We start from the raw sequence: 21,027 nt of genomic DNA, 5'->3' as shown, positions 1-21,027 counted from the left end.
TCACCTTGGAATCGCCATGTCTGCCACACCCCACGTTACCGCCACGCTGCCTGCGTTGTTCGTCTCGCACGGAGCTCCTTTGTTCGCCCTGGACGCCGGAACGACCGGGCCCGCGCTCACCCGCTGGGGCAGCAGCCTGCGGGCGCAGTACCCGGGCCTGCGCGGCATCGTGGTGATGTCGCCCCACTGGATGGCACGTTCGGTCCAGGTCATGACCGGGCCGCAGCCGGCCACCTGGCACGACTTTGGCGGGTTTCCGCCCGCGCTCTACCAGCTGCAGTACCCCGCGCCGGGGGCGCCCGCGCTGGCGCAGGAAGTGCTGGCATTGCTGCAAGCCGCTGGCGTGGCGGCCGCGGGAGACGCCGCTCGGCCGTTCGACCATGGGGCCTGGGTGCCGCTGATGCATCTGTTCCCCCAGGCAGATGTGCCGGTGGTCCAGGTGGCCTTGCCGGTGGGCGCCGGCCCGGCTGAGGTGTATGCGCTGGGCGCCGCCTTGCGCGGCCTGCGCAGCCAGGGCGTGCTGGTGATGGGCTCCGGCAGCATGACGCACAACCTGGCCGAGTTTTTTGGCGGCGCGCGCGAGCCTGCGCCCTACGTGGTGGCGTTCAGCCGCTGGATCGAGGACGCCCTGGCGCGGCGCGATCTGCCCGCCTTGCTCAACTACCGCAGCCAGGCGCCGCACGCCGCGCGCGCCCACCCCACCGAAGACCATTTCCTGCCCCTTTTCTTTGCGCTGGGTGCGGCCGGTGACGATTTGCACGCAAACTACTTGAGTCGCGAAGTGATGTACAGCATGCTGGCGATGGACGCGTTCGCACTGGAACCGGTGCATTGACGCGGTCCACGCCCGTCCACCCCTCTGAATTGCAATCCACCGACCCTGGCGCTTCACCATGCTTCACCTACCGCTTACCTTCTTGCAGCGCCCCGCCGCCGCCACCACGCCCCGCCCCTGGCTGCTGGTGCTGATGCACGGCGTGGGCAGCAACGAGCAGGACTTGTTCAGCCTTGCATCGCAGATTCCGGACCGTTTCCACGTGGTCAGCCTGCGCGCCCCGTTCCGCATGGGGCCGGGCGCGCATGCGTGGTTTGACTTCTCCATCGAGCCCAACGGCGATCGCTCGATCAACGGAGAGCAGGAGGCCCGGAGCCGGGCCCTGGCGGCGCAGGCCGTGGCCGCCGCGGCCGAGCAACTGGGCATTCCGCCCGAGCGTGTGGTGGTGGGCGGCTTCAGCCAGGGCGGCATCATGGCGTTGTCGCTGCTGCTGACGCGGCCGGAGTTGATGCACGCGGCCCTGGTGTGGCACAGCCGGTTGTTGCAGCAGGTGCTGCCGCATGCTGCCCCGGCCGATGCGCTGCGGGGCAAGCGCCTGTGGCTCAGCCATGGCACGCACGACAACGTGATTCCGCTGGCCCATGCGCAGGCCATCGCCCACCACATGGCCCCGCTGCCCGTGGCGGTGGAGTACCACGAGTTTCCCAGCGCCCACGAAATCCGCCCCTCCGAGCTGGCGGCCACGGTGGCGTGGCTGGAGTCGCTGTCCACCACCGCGCCCGCGGCGTTCTGACGGGGCCAGGCCCGGGCCGCGCCTGGCGGCCTTCCTACACGGTGTTACGGACCGGCCCGGAGGCTGGGTTGCAATGGGTGCGGACGTCCTTTCCGCCCGGAAGGGGACGAAAGAAAAGACGGGAACATCGGGCGCTGCGCAGGCTCGCACGGTGTTCCTTGTTGACCAGGAGAGCCCATGCCCGAGCACGACACCGCAGAATTCCGCCCCGCGCCCGAGCGCACGCCCGTCGGCGCCTGGGTGACCGCCGCCGTTGCGGTGTGCGCGGTGGTTGCGGCGGGGGCCTGGTGGTTCTGGCAGCGCCAGGCCGAGCCGCAGCCCGCAGCGCCCCCGCCCGCGGCGTCGGCGCCTCCAGCACCCGCCCCCGCCACAGCGCCCGAACCTGCGCCGCCAGCGTCTGGCCCGCAGAATCCGGTCGATGCGCTGGCACCGGCCGATGCCGCCCTGCCGGCGCTGGCCGAGTCGGATGGGCGCGTCACCGCGCTGCTGAACGAACTGCTGGGCCCGGGGCAGGTGGCCGCCTTCTTGCAGACCGAGGGCTTTGTGCGCCGCGCCGTTGCCACGGTGGACAACCTGGGGCGCGCACAGGCGCCCGCGCGCATGTGGCCCGTGCAGCCGATGCGTGACCGGTTCCTGGTAGACGGCGCGGCCGATGCTCCCGCGCCGATTGCCGCGGCCAACGCCGCCCGCTACCGCGCCGCGCTGGCCTTTGCCGAAGCGGTGCCGCTGGACGCGGCGGTGGCGCTGTATGCGCGGCTGTACCCGCTGTTCCAGCAGGCGTATGAGGAGCTGGGCTTCCCGCGCCGCTACTTCAACGACCGCCTCGTGGCCGTGCTGGACCACCTGCTGCTGGCGCCGGAGCCCCGCGGCCCGGTGCGCGTGAAGCTGCTGCCCGTGAACACCGAACTGGCCGACCCGCGCCCCTGGGTGCGCTACGAGTTTGAAGACCCGGCGCTGCAGGCCCTCTCCAGCGGGCAGAAGATCCTGGTGCGCATGGGCCCCGAGAACGAAGCCCGCGCCAAGGCGCTGATCCGCGAACTGCGCAAGCGGGTGGCGACGCGCGAACTCCCGCCCCGGCCCCCGCGCTGAGTCGGCGGGCTTGATCGGCACCGCTACAGCGGCAGCGCCATGGTGCGCTTGACCTCCTTGAGCGAAAAGCTGGTCGAAATCTCGCGCACGCCGGGCAGGCTGCGCACATGGGTGCGGACGTATTCGGCAAACGACTCCAGGTCGGCCGCCACCACCTCCAGCTGGTAGTCGTAGCGGCCCGACAGGTTGTGGCACGACAGCACCTGGGGCATGGCCATCACCTCCCGCTCCAGGGCCGAGGTGGTTTCGGCCGTGTGGTCGTGCAGGGCCACCTGCACAAAGCCCAGCACGCCCCAGCCCACGCGCTGGCGGTGCAGGTGGGCGTGGTAACCCGCAATCACGCCCGCGTCCTCCAGCGCCCGCACGCGCCGCCAGCACGGCGAGGTGGACAGCGACACCGCCTCTGCCAGCTCGCCCACGGTGGCGCGGCCGTCGCGCTGCAGGGCGGTGAGCAAGGTGCGGTCCACGGGGTCGAGCGGGTAGGGTTGCATGGTGGGGTTCAGGGTTTGGGGTAAATTTTGCCTTTATGGTTGTGAATCAAGGCAAAGAAGGCGAAATTTTGCCGGGCTTTGGGTTCAAGAATCTCTCCTGCAAAGGCTTTGCGGCCCCGCGGCCCAGCCAACCCAGGAGACACCCATGACCCGCCCATCCGCCACCGGTTTCAGCACCCGCGCCATCCACCACGGCTACAACCCTGCCGACCACCAGGGCGCGCTGGTGCCGCCCATCCACACCTCCGCCACCTATGCCTTCCCGGATGTGGCCTACGGCGCGCGGTGCTTTGCGGGCCAGGAGCCGGGCTACTTCTACACCCGCATCGCCAACCCTACGCTGGCGCTGCTCGAAGGGCGGCTGGCCGCGCTGGAAGAGGGCGCGGGCGCGGTGGTGTTCGGCTCGGGCATGGGCGCCATCACGGCCACGCTGTGGTCCCTGCTGGAGCCGGGCGACGAGATTCTGGCGGACCTCACGCTCTACGGCTGCACCTTTTCTTTCCTCCACCACGGCCTGGGCCGCTTTGGCGTAACGGTGCGCCATGTGGACATGACCGACCCCGCCCGCGTGGCCGAAGCGCTCACCCCCAAGACCCGCGTGGTGTACCTGGAAACCCCCGCCAACCCCAACATGCGCCTGGTGGACATTGCCGCCGTGGCGGCCCTGGCCCATGCCCAGGGCGCCAGGCTGGTGGTGGACAACACCTACTGCACGCCCTACCTGCAGCAGCCTCTGCGGCTGGGTGCGGACGTGAGCGTGCATTCCATGACCAAGTACCTGGGCGGCCATGGCGACCTGACGGCCGGCGCCGCCGTGTTTGCCGACGCCGAGCTGGCCCAGCGCGTGCGGCTGTATGGCCTGAAAGACATGACCGGCGCGGTGATGTCCGCGCAGGACGCCCACCTGGTGATGCGCGGCCTGAAAACCCTGGCCCTGCGCATGGACCGCCACTGCCAGAGCGCGCAGAAGGTGGCCGAATTCATCGCCGCCCACCCCGCTGCGGCGGCCGTGCACTACCCCGGCCTGCCCAGCTTTGCGCAGCACGCGCTGGCAAAGCAGCAGATGCGCCAGATGGGCGGCATGATCGCTTTTGAGCTGCGCGGCGGCCTGCCGGCGGGCGTGCGCTTCATGGACGCGCTGCAGCTCGTCACCCGCGCCGTGAGCCTGGGCGACGCCGAGACCCTGGCGCAGCACCCGGCCAGCATGACGCACTCCACCTACACGCCCGAGCAACGTGCCGCCCATGGCATTGCCGAAGGGCTGGTGCGCCTGTCCGTGGGGCTGGAGGACGTGGAAGACCTGCTGGCCGACATCGGCCAGGCGCTGGACCTGGCCCACGCGATGAGCGCGGGGCTCAGCCCCGCGCGGCCGGCAGCGGCAGCGCCGTCTTGTACCGCACCTGCTTGAGCGCAAAGCTGGAGCGGATTTTCTCGATGCCCGGGATGGGCGTGAGCTGCTCCAGGATGAACCGCTCCAGCGCCGCGATGTCGTGCAGCGCCACGCGGATGAGGTAGTCGGAGTCGCCACTCATCAGGTAGCACTCCATCACCTCGTCGTGCTCGGCAATGCGCCGCTCGAAATCGGCCAGCGCCTCCTTGCTCTGCGTCTTCAGGCTGATGCTGATGAACACATTGAGCCCCAGGCCCAGCGCCGCCGCGTTGGCCAGTGCCACATAGCGGTCGATGGCGCCGCCGGCCTCCAGCGCCTTCACCCGCGCCAAGCAGGGGGAGGGCGACAGGTGCACGCGGCGCGCCAGCTCCACATTGGAGAGCGAACCGTCGGCCTGCAGCTCGGCCAGAATGCGCAGATCGGTGGCGTCAAGCTTCATATGCTGTAGTTTTGATTGAATGCGGCATATTGTGCTGTTGAAAGGCCCGTTGTCTGCCGATTCGGCATCCTATTTTTTGCAACTCCTTCTAGAGTGTGCTCCCATGAACGCCCGATTGCCCACCCCTTTGCCCCATGCTTCGGCCTCCCTGGCCGACACCGACCCGCAAGAGACCGCCGAGTGGCGCGAGGCCTTTCTGGCCCTGGTCGCCACCGAAGGCCCGGAGCGCGCGCGCTTCGTGCTGGATGAGCTGGTGCGCCTGGCGCGGACGCAGCGCGTGGGCTGGCAGCCGCAGCTGAACACGCCCTACGTGAACACGGTGGCCGCCCAGGCGCAGCCCGCCTTCCCCGGCGATTTGGCCCTTGAAGAGCGCCTGGCGTCGCTCATGCGCTGGAACGCGTTGGCCATGGTGGTGCGGGCCAACCAGGCCTACGGCGAGCTGGGCGGCCACATTGCCAGCTATGCCAGCGCGGCCGATCTGTTCGAGGCCGGCTTCAACCACTTCTTCCATGCCCGCGAGGGCACGGCGCCAGGGCAGCACCGAGGCGACCTGGTGTTCTTCCAGCCGCACAGCGCGCCGGGTGTGTACGCGCGGGCCTTCCTGGAAGGGCGCCTCAGCGAGCAGGACCTGATGCACTACCGGCAGGAAATCACCGCGCCCGCTGCGGGCGCCCGCGGCCTGTCGAGCTACCCGCACCCGTGGCTCATGCCGGACTTCTGGCAGTTCCCCACCGGATCGATGGGCATTGGCCCCATCAGCAGCATCTACCACGCGCGCTTCATGCGCTACCTCACGCACCGCAATTTGCTCGACTGCACAAGCCGCAAGGTCTGGGGCGTGTTCGGCGACGGCGAGATGGACGAGCCCGAAAGCATGAGCGCATTGACCCTGGCCGCGCGCGAGGGCCTGGACAACCTGGTGTGGGTGGTCAACTGCAACCTGCAGCGCCTGGACGGCCCGGTGCGCGGCAACGGCCGCATCATCGACGAGCTGGAGCGCCTGTTTGCCGGCGCGGGCTGGAACGTGGTCAAGCTGGTGTGGGGCAGCGACTGGGACGGCCTGTTTGCCCGCGACCTGACCGGCGCCCTGGTGCGCACGCTCGAAGGCACGGTGGACGGCCAGATGCAAACCTTTGCGGCCAAGGACGGCCGCTTCAACCGCGACAATTTCTTCGGTCAGAACCCCGAGCTGGCCGCCTTGGCCCAGGGCATGACCGACGAGCAGATCGACCGCCTGAAGCGCGGCGGGCACGATCTGGTCAAGATTCACGCCGCCTATGCCGCCGCTGCCGCCCACCAGGGGCAGCCGACGGTGATCCTGGCCCACACCAAAAAGGGCTATGGCATGGGGCAAGCAGGGCAGGGCAAGATGACGACGCACAGCCAGAAGAAGCTGGACGACGCCGACCTCATCGAGTTCCGCAACCGCTTCAGCCTGCCGCTGACGGACGAGCAGGCCACAAGTCTCGCCTTCTACAAACCCGCGGCCGACAGCCCCGAGATGCAGTACCTGCACGCGCGGCGCGCCGCCCTGGGCGGCCCCCTGCCGCGCCGCGAAACCGCCTGCGAGGTGGTGCCGGTGCCCCCCTTGGCCCAGTACGCCCAGTTTGCGATGGCGGCCGATGGCAAGGAGATGAGCACCACCATGGCCTTTGTGCGCATGCTGGGCGCGCTGCTCAAGGACGCGCAGCTGGGCCCGCGCATCGTGCCCATCGTGGCCGACGAGGCGCGCACCTTCGGCATGGCCAACCTGTTCAAGCAGGTGGGCATCTACAGCAGCGTGGGCCAGCGTTACGCGCCCGAGGACATCGGCTCGGTGCTGAGCTACCGCGAGGCGCTGGACGGCCAGATCCTGGAAGAAGGCATCAGCGAGGCCGGCGCCATCGCCAGCTGGACGGCCGCCGCCACCAGCTACAGCGTGCACGGCCTGGCCATGCTGCCGTTCTACATCTACTACTCCATGTTCGGCTTCCAGCGCGTGGGCGACGCCATCTGGGCCGCCGCCGACCAGCGCGCGCGGGGCTTCTTGCTGGGCGCCACCTCGGGCCGCACCACGCTGGGCGGCGAGGGCCTACAGCACCAGGACGGCACCAGCCACCTGGTGGCCGCCACCATCCCCAACTGCAAGGCGTACGACCCCGCCTATGCCGGCGAGCTGGCCGTGATCGTGGACGCCGGCATGCGCGAGATGCTGGTGGAGCAAAAAGACGCCTTCTACTACGTCACGCTGATGAACGAGAACTACGCCCAGCCGGACCTGCCCGAAGGTGCCGCGGAGGGCGTATTGCGTGGGTGCTATGTTTTTAGGAGCTTCTCGCGCTTGATGGACGGGCGCGAGAGCCCGATTTCTTCACAAAATGCCGTCACGCTGATGGGCTCCGGAGCCATCCTCACCGAAGTGGTCCAGGCGGCCGAGCAGCTGGCCCGCGAAGGCGTGGAGGTCACCGTGCTCAGCGTCACCAGCTGGAGCGAACTGGCCCGCGACGGCGTGGCGTGCGAGCAGCGCGCGCTGGCAGGCGAAGCGCAGCCGGGCGTGCCCTGGCTCACCGAGCAGCTCGCAGCGTCGCGCGGCCTGGTCATCGCCGCCACCGACTACGTGCGGGCCGTGCCCGAGACGGTGCGGGCCTTCGTTCCCGAAGGGCGCAAGTACGTGACCTTGGGGACTGACGGCTTCGGCCGCAGCGATACGCGGGCGGCGCTGCGGAGCTTTTTTGGGGTGGATGCCGCGCACATTGCCCGCGTGGCGCGGGAAAGCCTGCGGGCCGATGGGGCGCGCCATTGACCCGCAAAAAAGCCCCCTGAGCCTGTGCAAAAGCACGGCGTCCGAGGGCTTGGACCGTTGCTCTGGGTATCAGGGCAGCTTGACCTGAACCACCGCGTTCGGGACGCTGATGTACAGCATTGAATTGCGCACGGCAATGCCCGCCGGGCTGTTGATGATGCCGGGCAGATTGCCTGCGGCAAAGCCGTAGCGCCAGAGCTGCCCCACCGGTGTGCTGACCTGACCGTTCGGCGCAATCTTGCGGATCACGCTGTTGACGGGGTCTGCCACATACACGTTGCCGTTGTCGTCTGCGGCGATGCTGGCGATCTCGCCCGACGAAATCTTGCCCACCGTGAACACCGCAGCGGTACCCGTGCCATCGGCGAAGCCGGGAGTCGCGTTGGGGTTGCCCGCCAGTGTGCTGACCAGACCTGTGGGCGTGATCTTGCGGATGGTGGGGCCCGGCACGGTCGTCGCGAACGAGAGGCCGAGACCGTCGACCACATAGAGATTGCCGGCAGCATCCGCAGTCATATGGCCCGGCGCCGCGAATTGCGCCGCCGCGCCTTGTCCATCCGCGTGCCCCAAGGTGCCTACGCTGCCCGCGAACAGTGTGACTTCTCCCTTGGCGTCAATCTTGAAGATGGCGCCCTTGAGGGTCGACACAAAGACGTTGCCTTTGCTGTCGGCCGCGATGCCCGGTGCGTCGTTGGGCATGAAGAGGTTGGTGGATGCGGACAGCAGCGGGTTCAGGTCCGCCAGAAGTGTGACCTGGCAGTCCCGCATCTTGAGGACGCGCCCGTCATGCACGGTGTAGAGATTTCCTGCGCCATCGGTGGCCAGGGGGCCATTGTTGTATCGAAGGGACCCGCTGCTCGGTTCCGAGAGCTCGAGGAATTCGCTGGCCAGGCCGGTGACCGCCGTGCAATGCCCGCCGGGTTTGCCCAGGGTGCGCACCAGCCCGTCGGTTTGCACCGTGCGGACGGCGCCGTTGCCGTTGTCACGCACGTACAGCGCGCCTGCCGGATTGAAGGCCAGCGCGCCCGGCCTGTTGAATCGGGCACTGCTGCCCTGCCCATCGTCAGCGCCTTCGGCAGAAGGCTTGCCGGCGACCACGGTGGAGGTGCCTTGCTGCGTGTAGCTGCGCAACTGCGTGTACTTGACGGAGCCACCAGAGTCACCCTGTTCGGCCACGAGGAAATCGCCATTGCCCTGGACGGCCAGCTGATTCGCGGTGCACAAGGTCCCCGGCTCGCCAGTGACAACGCCCGTTTGCGTGGTGCAAGACCGAGCGCGAACCAGGGTCGTCGCGGTCCCATTGCCGTCAATCCGCCGGATGGCTGGGGCGCCGGAATTGTCCGGGCCCAGGACGTGCAGTCGATTCGCAGCGTCGAATGCCACGGCCAGGAACGTGCGGAACTTTGCCGCGGAGGCCACCCCGTCCGTATCACCTTCGTTGTTGGGGGCCGGTGTGCCGGACACCACGGTGGCCTGGCCGTCGGCCGTGTACTTGCGGATCACGTGGTCGTTGGAGTCCGCCGCGAAAAGCGTGCCCACAGAATCCATCGCCAAAAGCACCGGAGCGTAGTAATAGGCCGAGCCCCAAGGGCTGGGCACGGCGGTGGGGTACAGGCTGGCTTTGGCCACCAAGGTGCTGACCTCGCCGGTTGCCGTGATTTTGCGGATGGGGTTGGGCAGGGCTGACTCGCGGACCGGGCTGGTGGAGGCAAAGCTCTGCGAAACGTACACGGTGCCGGCCTTGTCCACCGCAATGCTGGCAGGGAAGCAAAGCGTTGCCGAGCCAGCCATTCCATCCTGGTTACCGCACACCCCCGCCTTGCCCGCCAGGGTGGTGACAGTCCCCGAAACGCTGATTTTGCGCACCAGGTGATTCTGCGTATCGGCAACATAGGTGTTGCCTGCCGCATCCACCGCCACGGCTTTCGGGCCGAGGAAGCGCGCGGCAGAGCCACTGCCGTCGGCATAGTTGGAGATGTCCGAAGGCACCATCGGCCCGCCACCCGCCAACGTGCTGACTTGCTGTTGATCGGCGCTGAGCTTGCGTATCAGTTGCCCGTCTGCAAAGACGATCTCGCCGGCGCCGGTCGTTGCCATTCCGCCCAGCCGCAGGCTGAGGCGAGCTTCGGTCTGCGAGGCGCCATCTTGGTTGCCGGCGCCGTCTGTGTTGCCGGCCAGGAGCGAAAGCGCTGTGCTAGGGGCGGGTGGCGTGGGGTCGGACGGGGAGGGTGCCGGTTCAGAAGAACTGCCGCCGCCGCAGGCGCTCAGCAGGGGAAGGACCCATGCGGCAAGGACGCCGGCACGTTGCAGCGGGCTTCTGGACGGAACAGTTGGCATGAGCGTCTTCCATGAAATGACGTTGGGTAACCGTGGCAATCGTGGGGCAGGGGCAGCGCGCACTCTGGTTGCGGGCCTTGCAGGGCCGACGGTCAAGGTCAGCCGAAGTTAACGCGAACAGAGCGTGAATGCGCGAGTGTTTCGATTGGCAACACTTTGGCCCTCCACCGCGGGTCGGTCGCCACGCGTGAGCAACACGGCGTCAACAACGCGCCTCTGGCGGCGGCCCCGACGTGTTGTCAGACCGCCGTGGCGCTATGGCCGCCAAAGAACGCATCCAGCACCGGCATCAGCCCTGGGAATTCCTCCGCGAAGCGGGCTCGGTTCACGAAATACGCCTCGCAGGCAACGGCAAAAAATTCCGACGGGGCGGTAGCCCCGTAAGCGTCGAGCCAGGGGCGTTCCGCGCCAAATCGCTCGGCCAGGATCACGCGTTCACGAAATTGCTCGTACGCCGGTTCCCACGCGTTCCACCACGCTTCGTAGGCGCCGCGACCGGTGCGCGCGCCCAGGAAGCCGGCAGGCAGGGGCGGGCAGCCATTGGCCTCGCCACTTCGCATGTCCAGCTTGTGCACGAACTCATGCACCACCACGTTGTGTCCGCGCGCGATGTTCTCGGCGGCGTCGGCCACGTGCGGCCAGCTGAGCATGACGGGGCCGCGCTCCATGGCCTCCCCCAGCAGCACCTCACTGTGCTCGTGTACCACCCCCGCGCCGTCTACGGTCTGGCGGCGGGCCACCGCCTCGCCGGGGTGGACCACGATGGTCACGAAATCGTCGTACCAGGCCAACGCCTTTGCCGCATCGCCCCAGTGCAGCAGCGGCAGGCAGGCCTGTGCGGCGATGTCGATGGCCATCGCATCGGTCACCTGCAGCCCATGGGCGCCGTGGAATTCCTTCTGGTCCAGGAACAGCGCGCTGAGAGCGCGCAGCTTGGCCTGGTCGTGCAGCGACAGCGCTGCCAGGAACGGGTAGCGCTGCAGCGTCTGCAGCCACAGCGTGGCCGAGATATCGGGCACGGGGGCCACGGTGGCCCGCACGCGGTGCCAGATCCGGTTCAGAAGAGGAGGCATGGCGGGATGGGAGGGGCGGCAGCGATGGCGCCCCGAGTCACGATGCCCGGTACATGGGGGCCAGGGGCACGCGTTCCAAGCCGGCGGCGGACAAACGCAGTGTTTCCAGCCGGGGGGGCATTGCGGCGGCATCCCAGTCGCTGAGCACCACCCGCCGCAGGCCCGGGATCAGCGGGTGGTCGGCGGGCTTATGCGTGTGGCCGTGGATCAGCGTGCGGGCGCCCGCAGCCTGCAGCCATGCTGTGGCGGCGCCAGCATCCACATCGGCGTAGACCGCGCCGGACTGCTTGCGCGACTCGCTTTCCTGCCGGATGCCGCGGGCTTGCGCGCGGCGAGCGGCGAGCGGCTGCGACAGGAACTGCTGTTGCCAAGAGGCGCTGCGTGCCAGCACGCGAAAGCGCTGGTAGTCCACGTCGTCTACACACAGCAGGTCGCCGTGCGTCAGCACATAGCGCTGGCCGGCGAATGCCAGCACCGTGGGGTCGTGCAACCCGGCGATGCCGCAGTGCTGCAAAAAGGCGGGGCCCGCCAGAAAGTCGCGGTTGCCGTGCATGAAAAACACCGGCAGGCGCTGCGCCGCCGCATGCAGGGCCGCGCAGCCCTTGGCCTCAAAGCTGCCGGGGTCCAGAAGGGCGTCGTCGCCCACCCAGACCTCGAACAGATCGCCCAGGATGAAGAGCGCATCTGCCGCGGTAGTGGCCAGGTAGTGTTCAAAAGCGGCCACTGTGGCGGGCTCGCAAGCCTGCAAATGCAGGTCCGAAATGAAATCGACCGTGCGCCAGTGCGAAGGAGCGGTCAGCTCCTCGAACCGGGGCACGGTCGGGGTCATGGATTCGTTTCTTTCAGGTTCACGCGCACCGCTATGAACGCGGCGCATAGAACCGGCGCGCTTCAAGCCAGTGGCCGCCGCGCAAGGGCCGCCAAGCCGCGGATGCGGCGCTGCGCTTGCGTGCGCTGGCGGCGCCCCCCTTCCCGAATTGCTTAGCAATTCGAGAGAAGGGGGAAGGCGCGCAGCGCCACAGGGGGATGCCTCTCAAAGTGCCACAGCCTTTTCGATGACCACGTCGTCCTTCGGCACGTCGTCATGGAAGCCCTTGCGGCCCGTCTTCACGGCCTTGATCTTGTCCACCACGTCGGTGCCCGAGACCACCTTGCCGAACACGGCATAGCCCCAGCCCTGGGGCGTGGGAGAGGTGTGGTTCAGGAAGCCGTTGTCGGCCACGTTGATGAAGAACTGCGCGGTGGCCGAGTGCGGGTCGCTGGTGCGGGCCATGGCCACGGTGTAGTTGGCATTCTTCAGGCCGTTCTTGGCTTCGTTCTCGATGGGTGCGTCGGTGCCCTTCTGGTTCATGCCGGGCTCGAAGCCGCCGCCCTGGATCATGAAGCCGGGGATCACGCGGTGGAAGATGGTGTTGTTGTAGTGACCCTTGTTCACGTACGACAAGAAGTTGGCGGTGGACTGGGGGGCGTTGGCGGCGTCCAGTTCCAGCGTGATGACGCCGTAGCCGGTGATGTGCAGTTCGACCTGGGGATTGCTCATGGAAATCTTCCTCATCTAGAAGGGTTGGGAACTCACTTCACCAGCGTGGCGGAAGTGATGGTGACGGGGGTGGTGGGCACGTTCTGGTGCGGGCCCTTGTTGCCGGTGGGCACGGCCTTGATCTTGTCGACCACGTCGGTGCCGCTGATCACCTTGCCGAACACGGCATAGCCGTGGCCGTCGGGGTTGGGGGCGTTGAGCATGGCATTGTCCTTCACATTGATGAAGAACTGCGAAGTGGCGGAGTTGGGGTTGCCCGTGCGCGCCATCGCGATGGTGTAGGTGTCGTTCTTCAGGCCGTTGCTGGCTTCCAGGGGGATCGGGGCCTTGGTGGGCTTTTGCACCATGTCGGCCGTGAAGCCGCCGCCCTGGATCATGAAGCCGTCGATGACCCGGTGGAACACGGTGCCGTCGTAGTGCTTGTCCTTCACATAGGCCAGGAAGTTCTCGACCGTCTTGGGTGCCTTGGCCGGGTCCAGCTGCACCACGATGTCGCCCATCGAGGTGGCCAGCTTGACCTTGGGTGCGTCTTCCGCATGTGCCGGTGCTACTGAAAATATAGCTGCCAGCGCAATACCAGCAAGCGCTGCGGTCGAATTTCTTCTGGAAATCATCCAATCACTCCTTCGAAAAATATCTGCCAATGTTGGCCGCGGCGCGTCCAGTACTGGCGCTTGACCTGGCCGGTGCGGGCACCGGCCGCGACTTCGCCGAACGTTACCACCATGGTGTCGGCGGCATCGGTCCAGCGCAGGTAGGTCTTGTCCTTGAGATGGAGTTCCCGCCCGCGCAGTGCGCGCGCCTCGGCCTGGAGCACGTCAGCCCATTCCTGCAGCGGCTTTTTCCGCGCGCTCTGGAAGTCGGGCGCATAGAAGCTCAGCAGGCGGTCCATGTCACCCGCGGTCTTGGCGCTGCGCCAGGCGTTGAGCACCGCGTCGAAGGCCGTGCGGTCGGCCTGCACGCTGTGCGGGGCCACCCACTGCAGCTGCCGGGCGATGACCACCGGCGTGGAGCGGGGCTCTACGGTGCGCAGCAGCCGCTCCAGGTCGGGGTTGGCCAGCACCAGGCAGCCGTCGGTGGACAGCGGCGCGCGCGCGAACTGGTCCGGCGGCGTGCCGTGCAGCCAGATCCCGCTGCCGGTCTTGCCGCGCCGCTGGTCCAGCGGGTTGGGGTAGTTGATGGGCAGGGCGCCTGCGCCGTAGAAGTCCTTGAGCGTGGCGGGGTCCAGGCGGCTGGTAATGAAGTACACCCCCAGCGGTGTGCGCTGGTCGCCCTCGGTGCCTTTCTCGATGCCCAGCTTGCCCACCGACGCGTAGTAGTCGGCCACCAGCTCCAGGCCCTTGGCGGTGTTCTCGAACAAATACAGGCGCGAGCGCGACGCGTCGACCGCAATGGCATGCCGCGTGCGGGCCGACAGCTCCAGGAACTGGGCCGGCACCGTGCCCTGTGGCGGCCGGCTGCGCAGTGCGTCCACCCGCTGGCGCGACTCGTTGCGCAATTCGTCCAGCGCCGTGGCGGCCTGGATGCTGCGCACCGTGTCGGGCTCGGGCACGTCGCCCAGGCGCCGGACGGGGCGGGTGCGGGCCATCAGCAGGTCGCCAACCGCCAACTGGGCCAGCTGGAAGTGCGGGTAGTCGCGGGCCAGGCTTTCCGCTTGCTGCAGCGCTTCGCGCCCCTGGCCGCGTGCGGCCAGGCGGTACACCTCCATCAGCCGGGCCTCGGCCTGCCCGTCGCGCAGTTCGGATGCTTTGGCGGTGAGCGGGACGGCCGGTTTGGCAGGGGCGGCAACGGCTGCCTTGGCAGTGCTGGCCGCACGGGGCGGCTTGGCGTTGTGCCGGCCGGCATGCGCCAGGTCTGCGCGCCGGGCCTTGGCGGTGTCCGCAACGGCGGGCGCCGCTGCCAGGGCGAGCGCGGCCAGCAGCGCCGCGCTGCCTGCCGTCCTCAAGCCGGGAAAGGACCGGTGCGCCAACATGCGGAAATCCAGAGGCAAGCGAAGCGCCCAGTCAGGCCCACAAAAAAAAAGCCCGCGCGGCAGGCGCAGGCACCGCTCGGGGCTGCACGGTCAACCGCCCGTGGACTCGCGCACGATGGTCCAGCGACCGTTGCTGTGCACCAGGTCCAGCGTCTTGCGGCTGGAAACATTGAGCGTGTCGGCGCTGTAGGCCTGGCGGAACCGGGCCGTGGCCTTGTCGCCGTGCACGGCGACCACGATGTCCGACAGGCGCACGCTGATCTTGGACTTGCCCACGATGCGGGCCTCGCGTTCCTTTTCCCACTCGGCGCGCGACATGCGGCCCGGCGGGTCGAACGACTTGTCATAGGCGCCCAGGTACCCCTTCATGTCCTTGGCGGCCCACGCGGCCGCCCAGGCTTGCACGGCGGCCGTCACCGCCTGGGTGGCGGCATCGGCAGGCTCCGCGGCAGGCGCCGGTGCCGCGGCTGGCGCCGGCACGGCGGCGGCCGGCGCAGGGGCCGCAGCGGGTGCGGGCGCCGGTGCGGGAACTGGGGCGGGAGCGGGGGCCGGGGCGGGCGTTGGAGCCGGGGCTGCGGCAGGGGCCGGAGCCGGCGCAGTGGTGGGCCGCTGGGTGGCCACTACGGCTGGGGCCGCCGCAGCGCGGCTACCCTTGCCGGCGGTTTCGGCCGTGAACAGTTCGCGGATCAGGGCCAGCTTGGGCTTGACCGAGTTGGCGCTGCCCGCATCCAGCTGCAGCGCCTTGCTGTAGGCCTGGCTGGCCAGCTTGGCATAGATGTCGCCCAGGTTCTCATGCGCCGTGGCGTAGCTGGGGTTGGTGCGGATGGCCATTTCCAGCGCCGTGCGGGCCTTGTCCAGCTGGTTTTGGTTGGCGTAGAGCACGGCCAGGTTGTTATAGGGCTCCGGCAGCTCCGGGTACTCCTCCGTGAGCTTGGTGAAGGTGGCGATCGCATCCGCCGGCTTGCCCAGGTCGGCCTGCGCCACGCCGCGCAGGAAGCGCAGCTGCGGGTCGCGCGGGTTGGCGGCCAGGCGCTGCTCGGCCTTGGCCAGCGCGTCCGCCGGCTTGCCGGCCTTGATCAGCTGCGTGATGTCCGCATAGTCGTTGGCGTGGGCCACGCTGGCGCCCAGCAGCGCGGTCAGGGCCAACAGGCGCAACAGGCGTGGAAGGGTGCGGCGGACTTGCTTCATGGGGGTACTGGGGGAGTGGGGCGGGGTCGCGCCCGGGCGGGGGCTTATACTGCGGCGGATTGTAGCTGAGGGGGGTGTCATGACGGTACGCTGTTGCCGCGGGTGATTTCACTGCAGGCCCCCCCCTGCCGGGCCCACCCGCCGCGAGCGACGGCTCCCAGCTGCCGGGCCGCATCTTTTGCGCCCACACCCACCCCCATCCCGACACTGAAATCCCATGAGTTTGCGCATCTACAACACGCTGTCGCGTGCATTGGAGGACTTTTCCCCGCTCGAACCCTCGCATGTGCGCATGTATGTGTGCGGCATGACCATCTACGACCTGTGCCACATCGGGCACGCGCGGATGATGATGGCGTTTGACGTGGTGCAGCGCTGGCTCAAGGCCAGCGGCCTGCGCGTGACCTACGTGCGCAACATCACCGACATTGACGACAAGATCATCAAGCGCGCGCTGGAGCGGGGCATCACCATCCGCCAGCTCACCGACGAGATGATCGCCGCCATGCACGAGGACATTGGCCGGCTGGGCATCGAGCCGCCCTCGGTGGAGCCGCGCGCGACCGAATACGTGCCGCAGATGCTCTCGCTCATCGGCCAGCTGGAGGGCAAGGGCCTGGCCTACCGCGCCAGCAACGGCGACGTGAACTACTCCGTGCGCAAGTTTGCCGGCTACGGCAAGCTCTCGGGCAAGTCGCTGGACGAGCTGCGCGCCGGCGAGCGCGTGGCGGTGCAGGACGGCAAGGAAGACCCGCTCGACTTCGTGCTGTGGAAGTCTGCCAAGCCGGAGGAGCCGCCCGAAGCGAAATGGGACAGTACCTTCGGCGCCGGCCGCCCCGGCTGGCACATCGAGTGCTCGGCCATGAGCTGCGCCACGCTGGGCGAGACCTTCGACATCCATGGCGGCGGTGCGGACCTGCAGTTTCCCCACCACGAGAACGAGATCGCCCAGAGCGAAGGCGCCACCGGCAAGCCGCTGGCGAAGTTCTGGATGCACAACGGTTTCGTGCGCGTGGACAACGAGAAAATGTCCAAGAGCTTGGGCAACTTCTTCACCATCCGCGACGTGCTCCAGACCTACGATGCGGAGACCGTGCGCTTCTTCATCGTGCGCGCCCACTACCGCAGCGCGCTGAACTACAGCGATGCCCACCTGGACGACGCCCGCCAGGCGCTCAAGCGCCTTTACACCGCGCTGAGCCTGGTGGCACCGGCCGAGGTGGCCGCCATCGACTGGGCAGACCCGCATGCCGCGCGCTTCAAGGCCGCCATGGACGAAGACTTCGGCACGCCCGAAGCCGTGGCGGTGCTGTTCGACCTGGCCGGGGAAGTCAACAAGACCCGCTCGGCCGCACTGGCCGGGCTGCTCAAGGCGCTGGGGGGCTGCCTCGGGATTTTGCAGGGCGACCCCAAGACGTTCCTGCAGGCGGGCGCCGGCGTGAACGGGGCCGACATCGAGGCACAGATCGCGGCGCGCGCCGCCGCCAAGGCGGCCAAGAACTATGCCGAGGCGGACCGCATCCGCCAGGCGCTGCTGGCCCAGGGCATCGTGCTCAAGGATTCCGCTGCCGGCACTACCTGGGAAGCCGCGCAGTGACCGGTTGTTTTGCACAAAATTTGAATCTGGCGCAGGTGGGGTAAGCGGTGGTCGCTACAAAAAAGATCGTGGGCGAAGCCGCCAATCCTCCGGCCGTGCTGGCCACGCCCGGGTACTGGTCCGAAGCCTGCAAGCACCTGGTCAAGAAGGATCGGGTCATGCGGCGGCTCATCCCGCAGTTTGGCGACGCCGCGCTGCAGACCCGGCGCGACGCCTTCACGACGCTGGCCCGCAGCATCGTCGGCCAGCAGGTGTCGGTGAAGGCTGCCCAGGCGGTGTGGGAGCGGTTCGTGGCCTTGCCGCGCAGCTTCACGCCCGCCAGCGTGCTCAAGCTCAAGGTGGACGACATGCGGGCCGTGGGCCTGTCGGCCCGCAAGATCGACTACCTGGTGGACCTGGCGCTGCACTTTGAAAACGGCAAGCTCCACGTCAAAGACTGGGCGGCCATGGACGACGAGGCCATCATCGCCGAGTTGGTCGACATCCGCGGCATCGGCCGCTGGACGGCCGAGATGTTCCTTATCTTCTACCTGCAGCGGCCCAACGTGCTGCCGCTGGACGACCCGGGCCTCATCACCGGCATCAGCCAGAACTACTTCTCGGGCGACCCTGTCAGCCGCAGTGATGCCCGCGAGGTGGCTGAGGCCTGGAAGCCCTGGTGCAGCGTGGCGACTTGGTATATTTGGCGTTCCCTGGACCCCTTGCCGACCGCCTGATGCCGCCGCAAACGCCGGCCTGAACCTGTAAACAAGTTCTTACGCATCGGTTACAGTGCGTGCCACTCGCGGCCGCCCCTGACCGGTACGCCCCCAAGGAGAAAAACGTTGGCGAAAAAGACCTTTCTGGATTTCGAACAGCCCATCGCCGAACTCGAATCCAAAATTGAAGAACTGCGCTACGTGCAGACCGAGAGCGCCGTCGATATCTCGGAAGAGATCGACCAGCTCAGCAAGAAGAGCCAGCAGCTCACCAAGGACATCTACAGCGAGCTGAGCCCCTGGCAGATCACCAAGATTGCCCGCCACCCCGAGCGCCCCTACACGCTCGACTACGTGCGCGACATCTTCACCGACTTTGTCGAACTGCATGGCGACCGCCACTACGCCGACGATCAGTCCATCGTGGGCGGCCTGGCCCGCTTTAATGGCCACGCCTGCATGGTCATCGGCCACCAGAAGGGCCGCGACACGAAAGAGCGCGCCATGCGCAACTTCGGCATGAGCAAGCCCGAGGGCTACCGCAAGGCCCTGCGCCTCATGAAGACGGCCGAGAAGTTCAAGCTGCCCGTGTTCACCTTTGTGGACACGCCGGGTGCCTACCCCGGTATCGACGCCGAAGAGCGCGGCCAGTCCGAGGCCATCGGCCGCAACATCTTCGAGATGGCGCAGCTGGAAGTGCCCATCATTACGACGATCATTGGCGAAGGCGGCTCCGGCGGCGCGCTGGCCATCAGCGTGGGCGACCAGGTCATCATGCTGCAGTACGCCATCTACTCCGTGATCAGCCCCGAGGGCTGCGCTTCCATCCTCTGGAAGACCAGCGAAAAGGCCCAGGAGGCCGCCGATGCCCTGGGCATCACCGCCCACCGCCTCAAGGCGCTCGGCCTGGTGGACAAGATCGTGAGCGAGCCCGTGGGCGGCGCCCACCGCGACCACAAGCAGATGGCCGCCTTCCTCAAGCGCGCGCTGGGCGACGCATTCCGCCAAGTGGCGGACCTGAAGGTCAAGGACCTGCTGGAGCGCCGCTACGAGCGCCTGCAGAGCTACGGCCGCTTTACCGATACCAAGGCAGACAGCCGTTGACCCTGCTCCGGCGCAACCCTCTTGCCTGCGGCCCTTCGGGGCCGTTGCTGTTTGCGCGGCAGCGGGCGCCTGCCGGGGGCGGCGCACGGGCGCGTTGCCCTTTTGCGAACACTGGCTACGCCTATCGTCCGGCGTCTGCGGAGGCGCTGTGAGCCTCTCCTTCGAAGCGGCCCTGCAAGCCTTTGCGCCAGAGCTGCCCCTGGCCGTGGGCCTGAGCGGCGGGGCCGACTCCACGGCACTGCTGCTGGCCTGCGCCCGCCGCTGGCCGGGCCAGGTGCGGGCCATCCATGTGCACCACGGGCTGCAGGCCGCGGCCGATGGGTTCGAGCGCCACTGCGCCGCCTTGTGCGAGCCGCTGCAGGTGCCCCTCACCGTGCAGCGCGTGGATGCCCGCGGCCTGCCGGGCCAAAGCCCGGAAGATGCCGCCCGCCAGGCGCGGTACCAAGCTCTGGACGCTGCAGTGCAGGCCAGTCAAGCGCAGAATGCTATCAAATCGGTAGCAATTGCGCAGCACGCCGACGACCAGGCCGAGACGTTGCTGCTCGCCTTGTCGCGCGGGGCCGGGGTGGCGGGGCTGGCCGCCATGCCCGCCCGGTGGCGCCGCGCCGGGGTGGTCTGGCACCGGCCCCTGCTGCGGGTGGCTGGCGCCGACGTGCGGCGCTGGCTGCTGGCCCAAGGCGTCGCCTGGGTGGAAGACCCCACCAACAGCGACGAGCGCTACACCCGCAACCGTATTCGCGCCCAGCTGCTGCCGGTACTGGACGCCACGTTTCCCGCATTCCGCGACACCTTCGCGCGGTCCGCATCACACGCGGCCGAGGCCAGCGAACTGCTGCACGAACTGGCGGTGCTGGACTTGGCGCAGGTCGGCCTGCCGCCCACCCTCCAGGCGCTGCGGGCGCTCAGCCCTGCGCGCCAGGCCAATGTGCTGCGCCACTGGCTGCGCCAGAACCACCACACCACGCCCACCGCGGCCCAGCTGGCCGAACTGCACCGCCAGATCGAGGCCTGTAGCACGCGCGGGCACCAGATCTGCATCAGGGTGGGGTGCGGCTGGGTCGTGCGCGGCAGCACCGTCCTGGAATGGCGCGATCTTCCCGCCGGCGATGGGGCCGACTCGCCAAAGGCGCCTCCAAAATGAGGCATAATGGCGGGATTGGAAACGTGACCGAGTGGCCGAAGGTGCTCCCCTGCTAAGGGAGTATGGGGTGTAGAGCCTCATCGAGGGTTCGAATCCCTCCGTTTCCGCCAAAAATAAAGCCCCAAGTGATTTTGTCGCTTGGGGCTTTTTCTTTGTTGGGTTTTCATGTGCCATCCGGTATGTCACGGCGAGCGGGTCTGCCGGGATGCCACTGGACGCGAGGCATTCTCGCGCGACATGCGCGGTACGCCTCCCACCCAGCACAATCTGTTTCTGTCCATCCGGTTCGCGTACCAATGCGCGCGGGGCGGCGGGGGCGTCACAAGCTAGCTTGTGCGGCGACATGGGGTGGGCAAGCGGCCGTTGCTCCTGTTTTTGGTCCAGGCTCTGAGGGCCTTGCAGTCACTTGTATGTGCCGGCTGGGCAAGAAAAAAGGGCTCCCCTGAGGGAGCCCTATTTCGAGGGGAAGCAATGTGTTGCTCCGGTGCGGCAAAACACTTGCCCATGGCAGCGGCACCTGCGACATGCCACCGATGTCGCCACCATGGGCAAGGCCCGCAACCGTTGCAATTACATGCTGAATTCGCCCGAAGGGATCTTGCCGGTGCGCAGGGCTTC

18 protein-coding genes and 1 tRNA gene are annotated in these 21,027 nt (G+C 67.9%); 10 read left to right on the top strand and 9 right to left on the bottom strand.

The window, feature by feature from the left end; all coding sequences use genetic code 11:
- Positions 1-16: 16 nt before the first annotated feature.
- The 3 genes from LWW96_RS15040 to LWW96_RS15030 all read left to right on the top strand — a co-directional run bounded on the left by LWW96_RS15040 (position 17) and on the right by LWW96_RS15030 (position 2,657).
- The gene (locus LWW96_RS15040) at positions 17-835 is read left to right on the top strand and encodes a class III extradiol ring-cleavage dioxygenase (protein WP_291488374.1); all 819 of its coding nucleotides are present in this window, start codon (positions 17-19) and stop codon (positions 833-835) included.
- 58 nt (positions 836-893) lie between these two features.
- On the top strand, positions 894-1,568 hold the full coding sequence (locus LWW96_RS15035; protein WP_291488372.1) for a dienelactone hydrolase family protein: 675 nt from the start codon (positions 894-896) through the stop codon (positions 1,566-1,568).
- A gap of 177 nt (positions 1,569-1,745) precedes the next feature.
- A complete protein-coding gene (locus tag LWW96_RS15030) occupies positions 1,746-2,657 on the top strand; it encodes a DUF3014 domain-containing protein (protein ID WP_291488371.1) in 912 nt (303 codons plus the stop codon).
- 23 nt (positions 2,658-2,680) lie between these two features.
- Here the strand turns inward: LWW96_RS15030 and LWW96_RS15025 are convergent, their stop codons facing one another.
- On the bottom strand, positions 2,681-3,148 hold the full coding sequence (locus LWW96_RS15025; RefSeq protein WP_291488370.1) for an Lrp/AsnC family transcriptional regulator: 468 nt from the start codon (positions 3,146-3,148) through the stop codon (positions 2,681-2,683).
- 145 nt (positions 3,149-3,293) lie between these two features.
- On the opposite strand from LWW96_RS15025, the gene LWW96_RS15020 reads away from it, so the two are divergent.
- The gene (locus LWW96_RS15020; protein ID WP_291488369.1) at positions 3,294-4,556 is read left to right on the top strand and encodes a methionine gamma-lyase; all 1,263 of its coding nucleotides are present in this window, start codon (positions 3,294-3,296) and stop codon (positions 4,554-4,556) included.
- Here the strand turns inward: LWW96_RS15020 and LWW96_RS15015 are convergent.
- On the bottom strand, positions 4,504-4,977 hold the full coding sequence (locus LWW96_RS15015) for an Lrp/AsnC family transcriptional regulator (RefSeq protein ID WP_291488368.1): 474 nt from the start codon (positions 4,975-4,977) through the stop codon (positions 4,504-4,506). The genes LWW96_RS15020 and LWW96_RS15015 overlap by 53 nt on opposite strands.
- Before the next feature lie 103 nt (positions 4,978-5,080).
- Between LWW96_RS15015 and mdeB the strand changes: the two genes are divergently transcribed.
- Complete coding sequence (gene mdeB / locus LWW96_RS15010; RefSeq protein ID WP_291488367.1) at positions 5,081-7,759, top strand: alpha-ketoglutarate dehydrogenase; 2,679 nt, start codon at positions 5,081-5,083, stop codon at positions 7,757-7,759.
- Positions 7,760-7,828: 69 nt separating this feature from the next.
- On the opposite strand, the gene LWW96_RS15005 is transcribed toward mdeB, so the two are convergent.
- From LWW96_RS15005 to LWW96_RS14975, 7 genes are all read right to left on the bottom strand, one after another.
- Positions 7,829-10,096 (bottom strand): hypothetical protein, encoded by a 2,268-nt coding sequence (locus tag LWW96_RS15005; RefSeq protein ID WP_291488365.1) that lies wholly within the window; start codon positions 10,094-10,096, stop codon positions 7,829-7,831.
- Between the two features lie 239 nt (positions 10,097-10,335).
- The gene (locus LWW96_RS15000; RefSeq protein ID WP_291488363.1) at positions 10,336-11,169 is read right to left on the bottom strand and encodes a M90 family metallopeptidase; all 834 of its coding nucleotides are present in this window, start codon (positions 11,167-11,169) and stop codon (positions 10,336-10,338) included.
- Positions 11,170-11,206: 37 nt separating this feature from the next.
- Positions 11,207-11,998, bottom strand: coding sequence for a UDP-2,3-diacylglucosamine diphosphatase (locus tag LWW96_RS14995; RefSeq protein WP_291488361.1), 792 nt, complete (start codon positions 11,996-11,998; stop codon positions 11,207-11,209).
- Positions 11,999-12,202: 204 nt separating this feature from the next.
- Complete coding sequence (locus LWW96_RS14990) at positions 12,203-12,709, bottom strand: peptidylprolyl isomerase (protein ID WP_291488359.1); 507 nt, start codon at positions 12,707-12,709, stop codon at positions 12,203-12,205.
- A gap of 32 nt (positions 12,710-12,741) precedes the next feature.
- Complete coding sequence (locus LWW96_RS14985) at positions 12,742-13,323, bottom strand: peptidylprolyl isomerase (protein ID WP_291488357.1); 582 nt, start codon at positions 13,321-13,323, stop codon at positions 12,742-12,744.
- Positions 13,320-14,681 carry a L,D-transpeptidase family protein gene (locus LWW96_RS14980; protein ID WP_291488355.1) on the bottom strand — a complete coding sequence of 454 codons (1,362 nt, stop codon included), beginning with the start codon at positions 14,679-14,681 and terminating at the stop codon, positions 13,320-13,322. Before LWW96_RS14980 ends, LWW96_RS14985 begins: the two co-directional genes overlap by 4 nt.
- Positions 14,682-14,771: 90 nt before the next feature.
- Complete coding sequence (locus LWW96_RS14975; protein ID WP_291488353.1) at positions 14,772-15,869, bottom strand: tetratricopeptide repeat protein; 1,098 nt, start codon at positions 15,867-15,869, stop codon at positions 14,772-14,774.
- Positions 15,870-16,086: 217 nt separating this feature from the next.
- On the opposite strand from LWW96_RS14975, the gene cysS reads away from it, so the two are divergent.
- The 5 genes from cysS (at position 16,087) to LWW96_RS14950 (ending at position 20,519) form a co-directional block, all read left to right on the top strand.
- The gene (gene cysS, locus LWW96_RS14970) at positions 16,087-17,466 is read left to right on the top strand and encodes a cysteine--tRNA ligase (RefSeq protein ID WP_291488350.1); all 1,380 of its coding nucleotides are present in this window, start codon (positions 16,087-16,089) and stop codon (positions 17,464-17,466) included.
- Positions 17,467-17,513: 47 nt separating this feature from the next.
- On the top strand, positions 17,514-18,182 hold the full coding sequence (locus LWW96_RS14965) for a DNA-3-methyladenine glycosylase 2 family protein (RefSeq protein WP_291488348.1): 669 nt from the start codon (positions 17,514-17,516) through the stop codon (positions 18,180-18,182).
- 108 nt (positions 18,183-18,290) lie between these two features.
- Entirely contained in the window at positions 18,291-19,268 is a 978-nt protein-coding gene (locus LWW96_RS14960) for an acetyl-CoA carboxylase carboxyltransferase subunit alpha (RefSeq protein ID WP_291488346.1), read from the top strand.
- Between the two features lie 148 nt (positions 19,269-19,416).
- Positions 19,417-20,409, top strand: coding sequence for a tRNA lysidine(34) synthetase TilS (gene tilS, locus LWW96_RS14955; RefSeq protein ID WP_291488344.1), 993 nt, complete (start codon positions 19,417-19,419; stop codon positions 20,407-20,409).
- Between the two features lie 17 nt (positions 20,410-20,426).
- Positions 20,427-20,519: transfer RNA gene (locus tag LWW96_RS14950), tRNA-Ser, on the top strand.
- Positions 20,520-21,027: the final 508 nt, after the last annotated feature.

The organism is Acidovorax sp. (assembly GCF_021287135.1).
Taxonomy (GTDB): Bacteria; Pseudomonadota; Gammaproteobacteria; order Burkholderiales; family Burkholderiaceae_C; genus Acidovorax.
The sequence above is the reverse complement of the archived record's forward strand: the minus strand, read 5'-3'. Positions and strand labels throughout refer to the sequence as shown.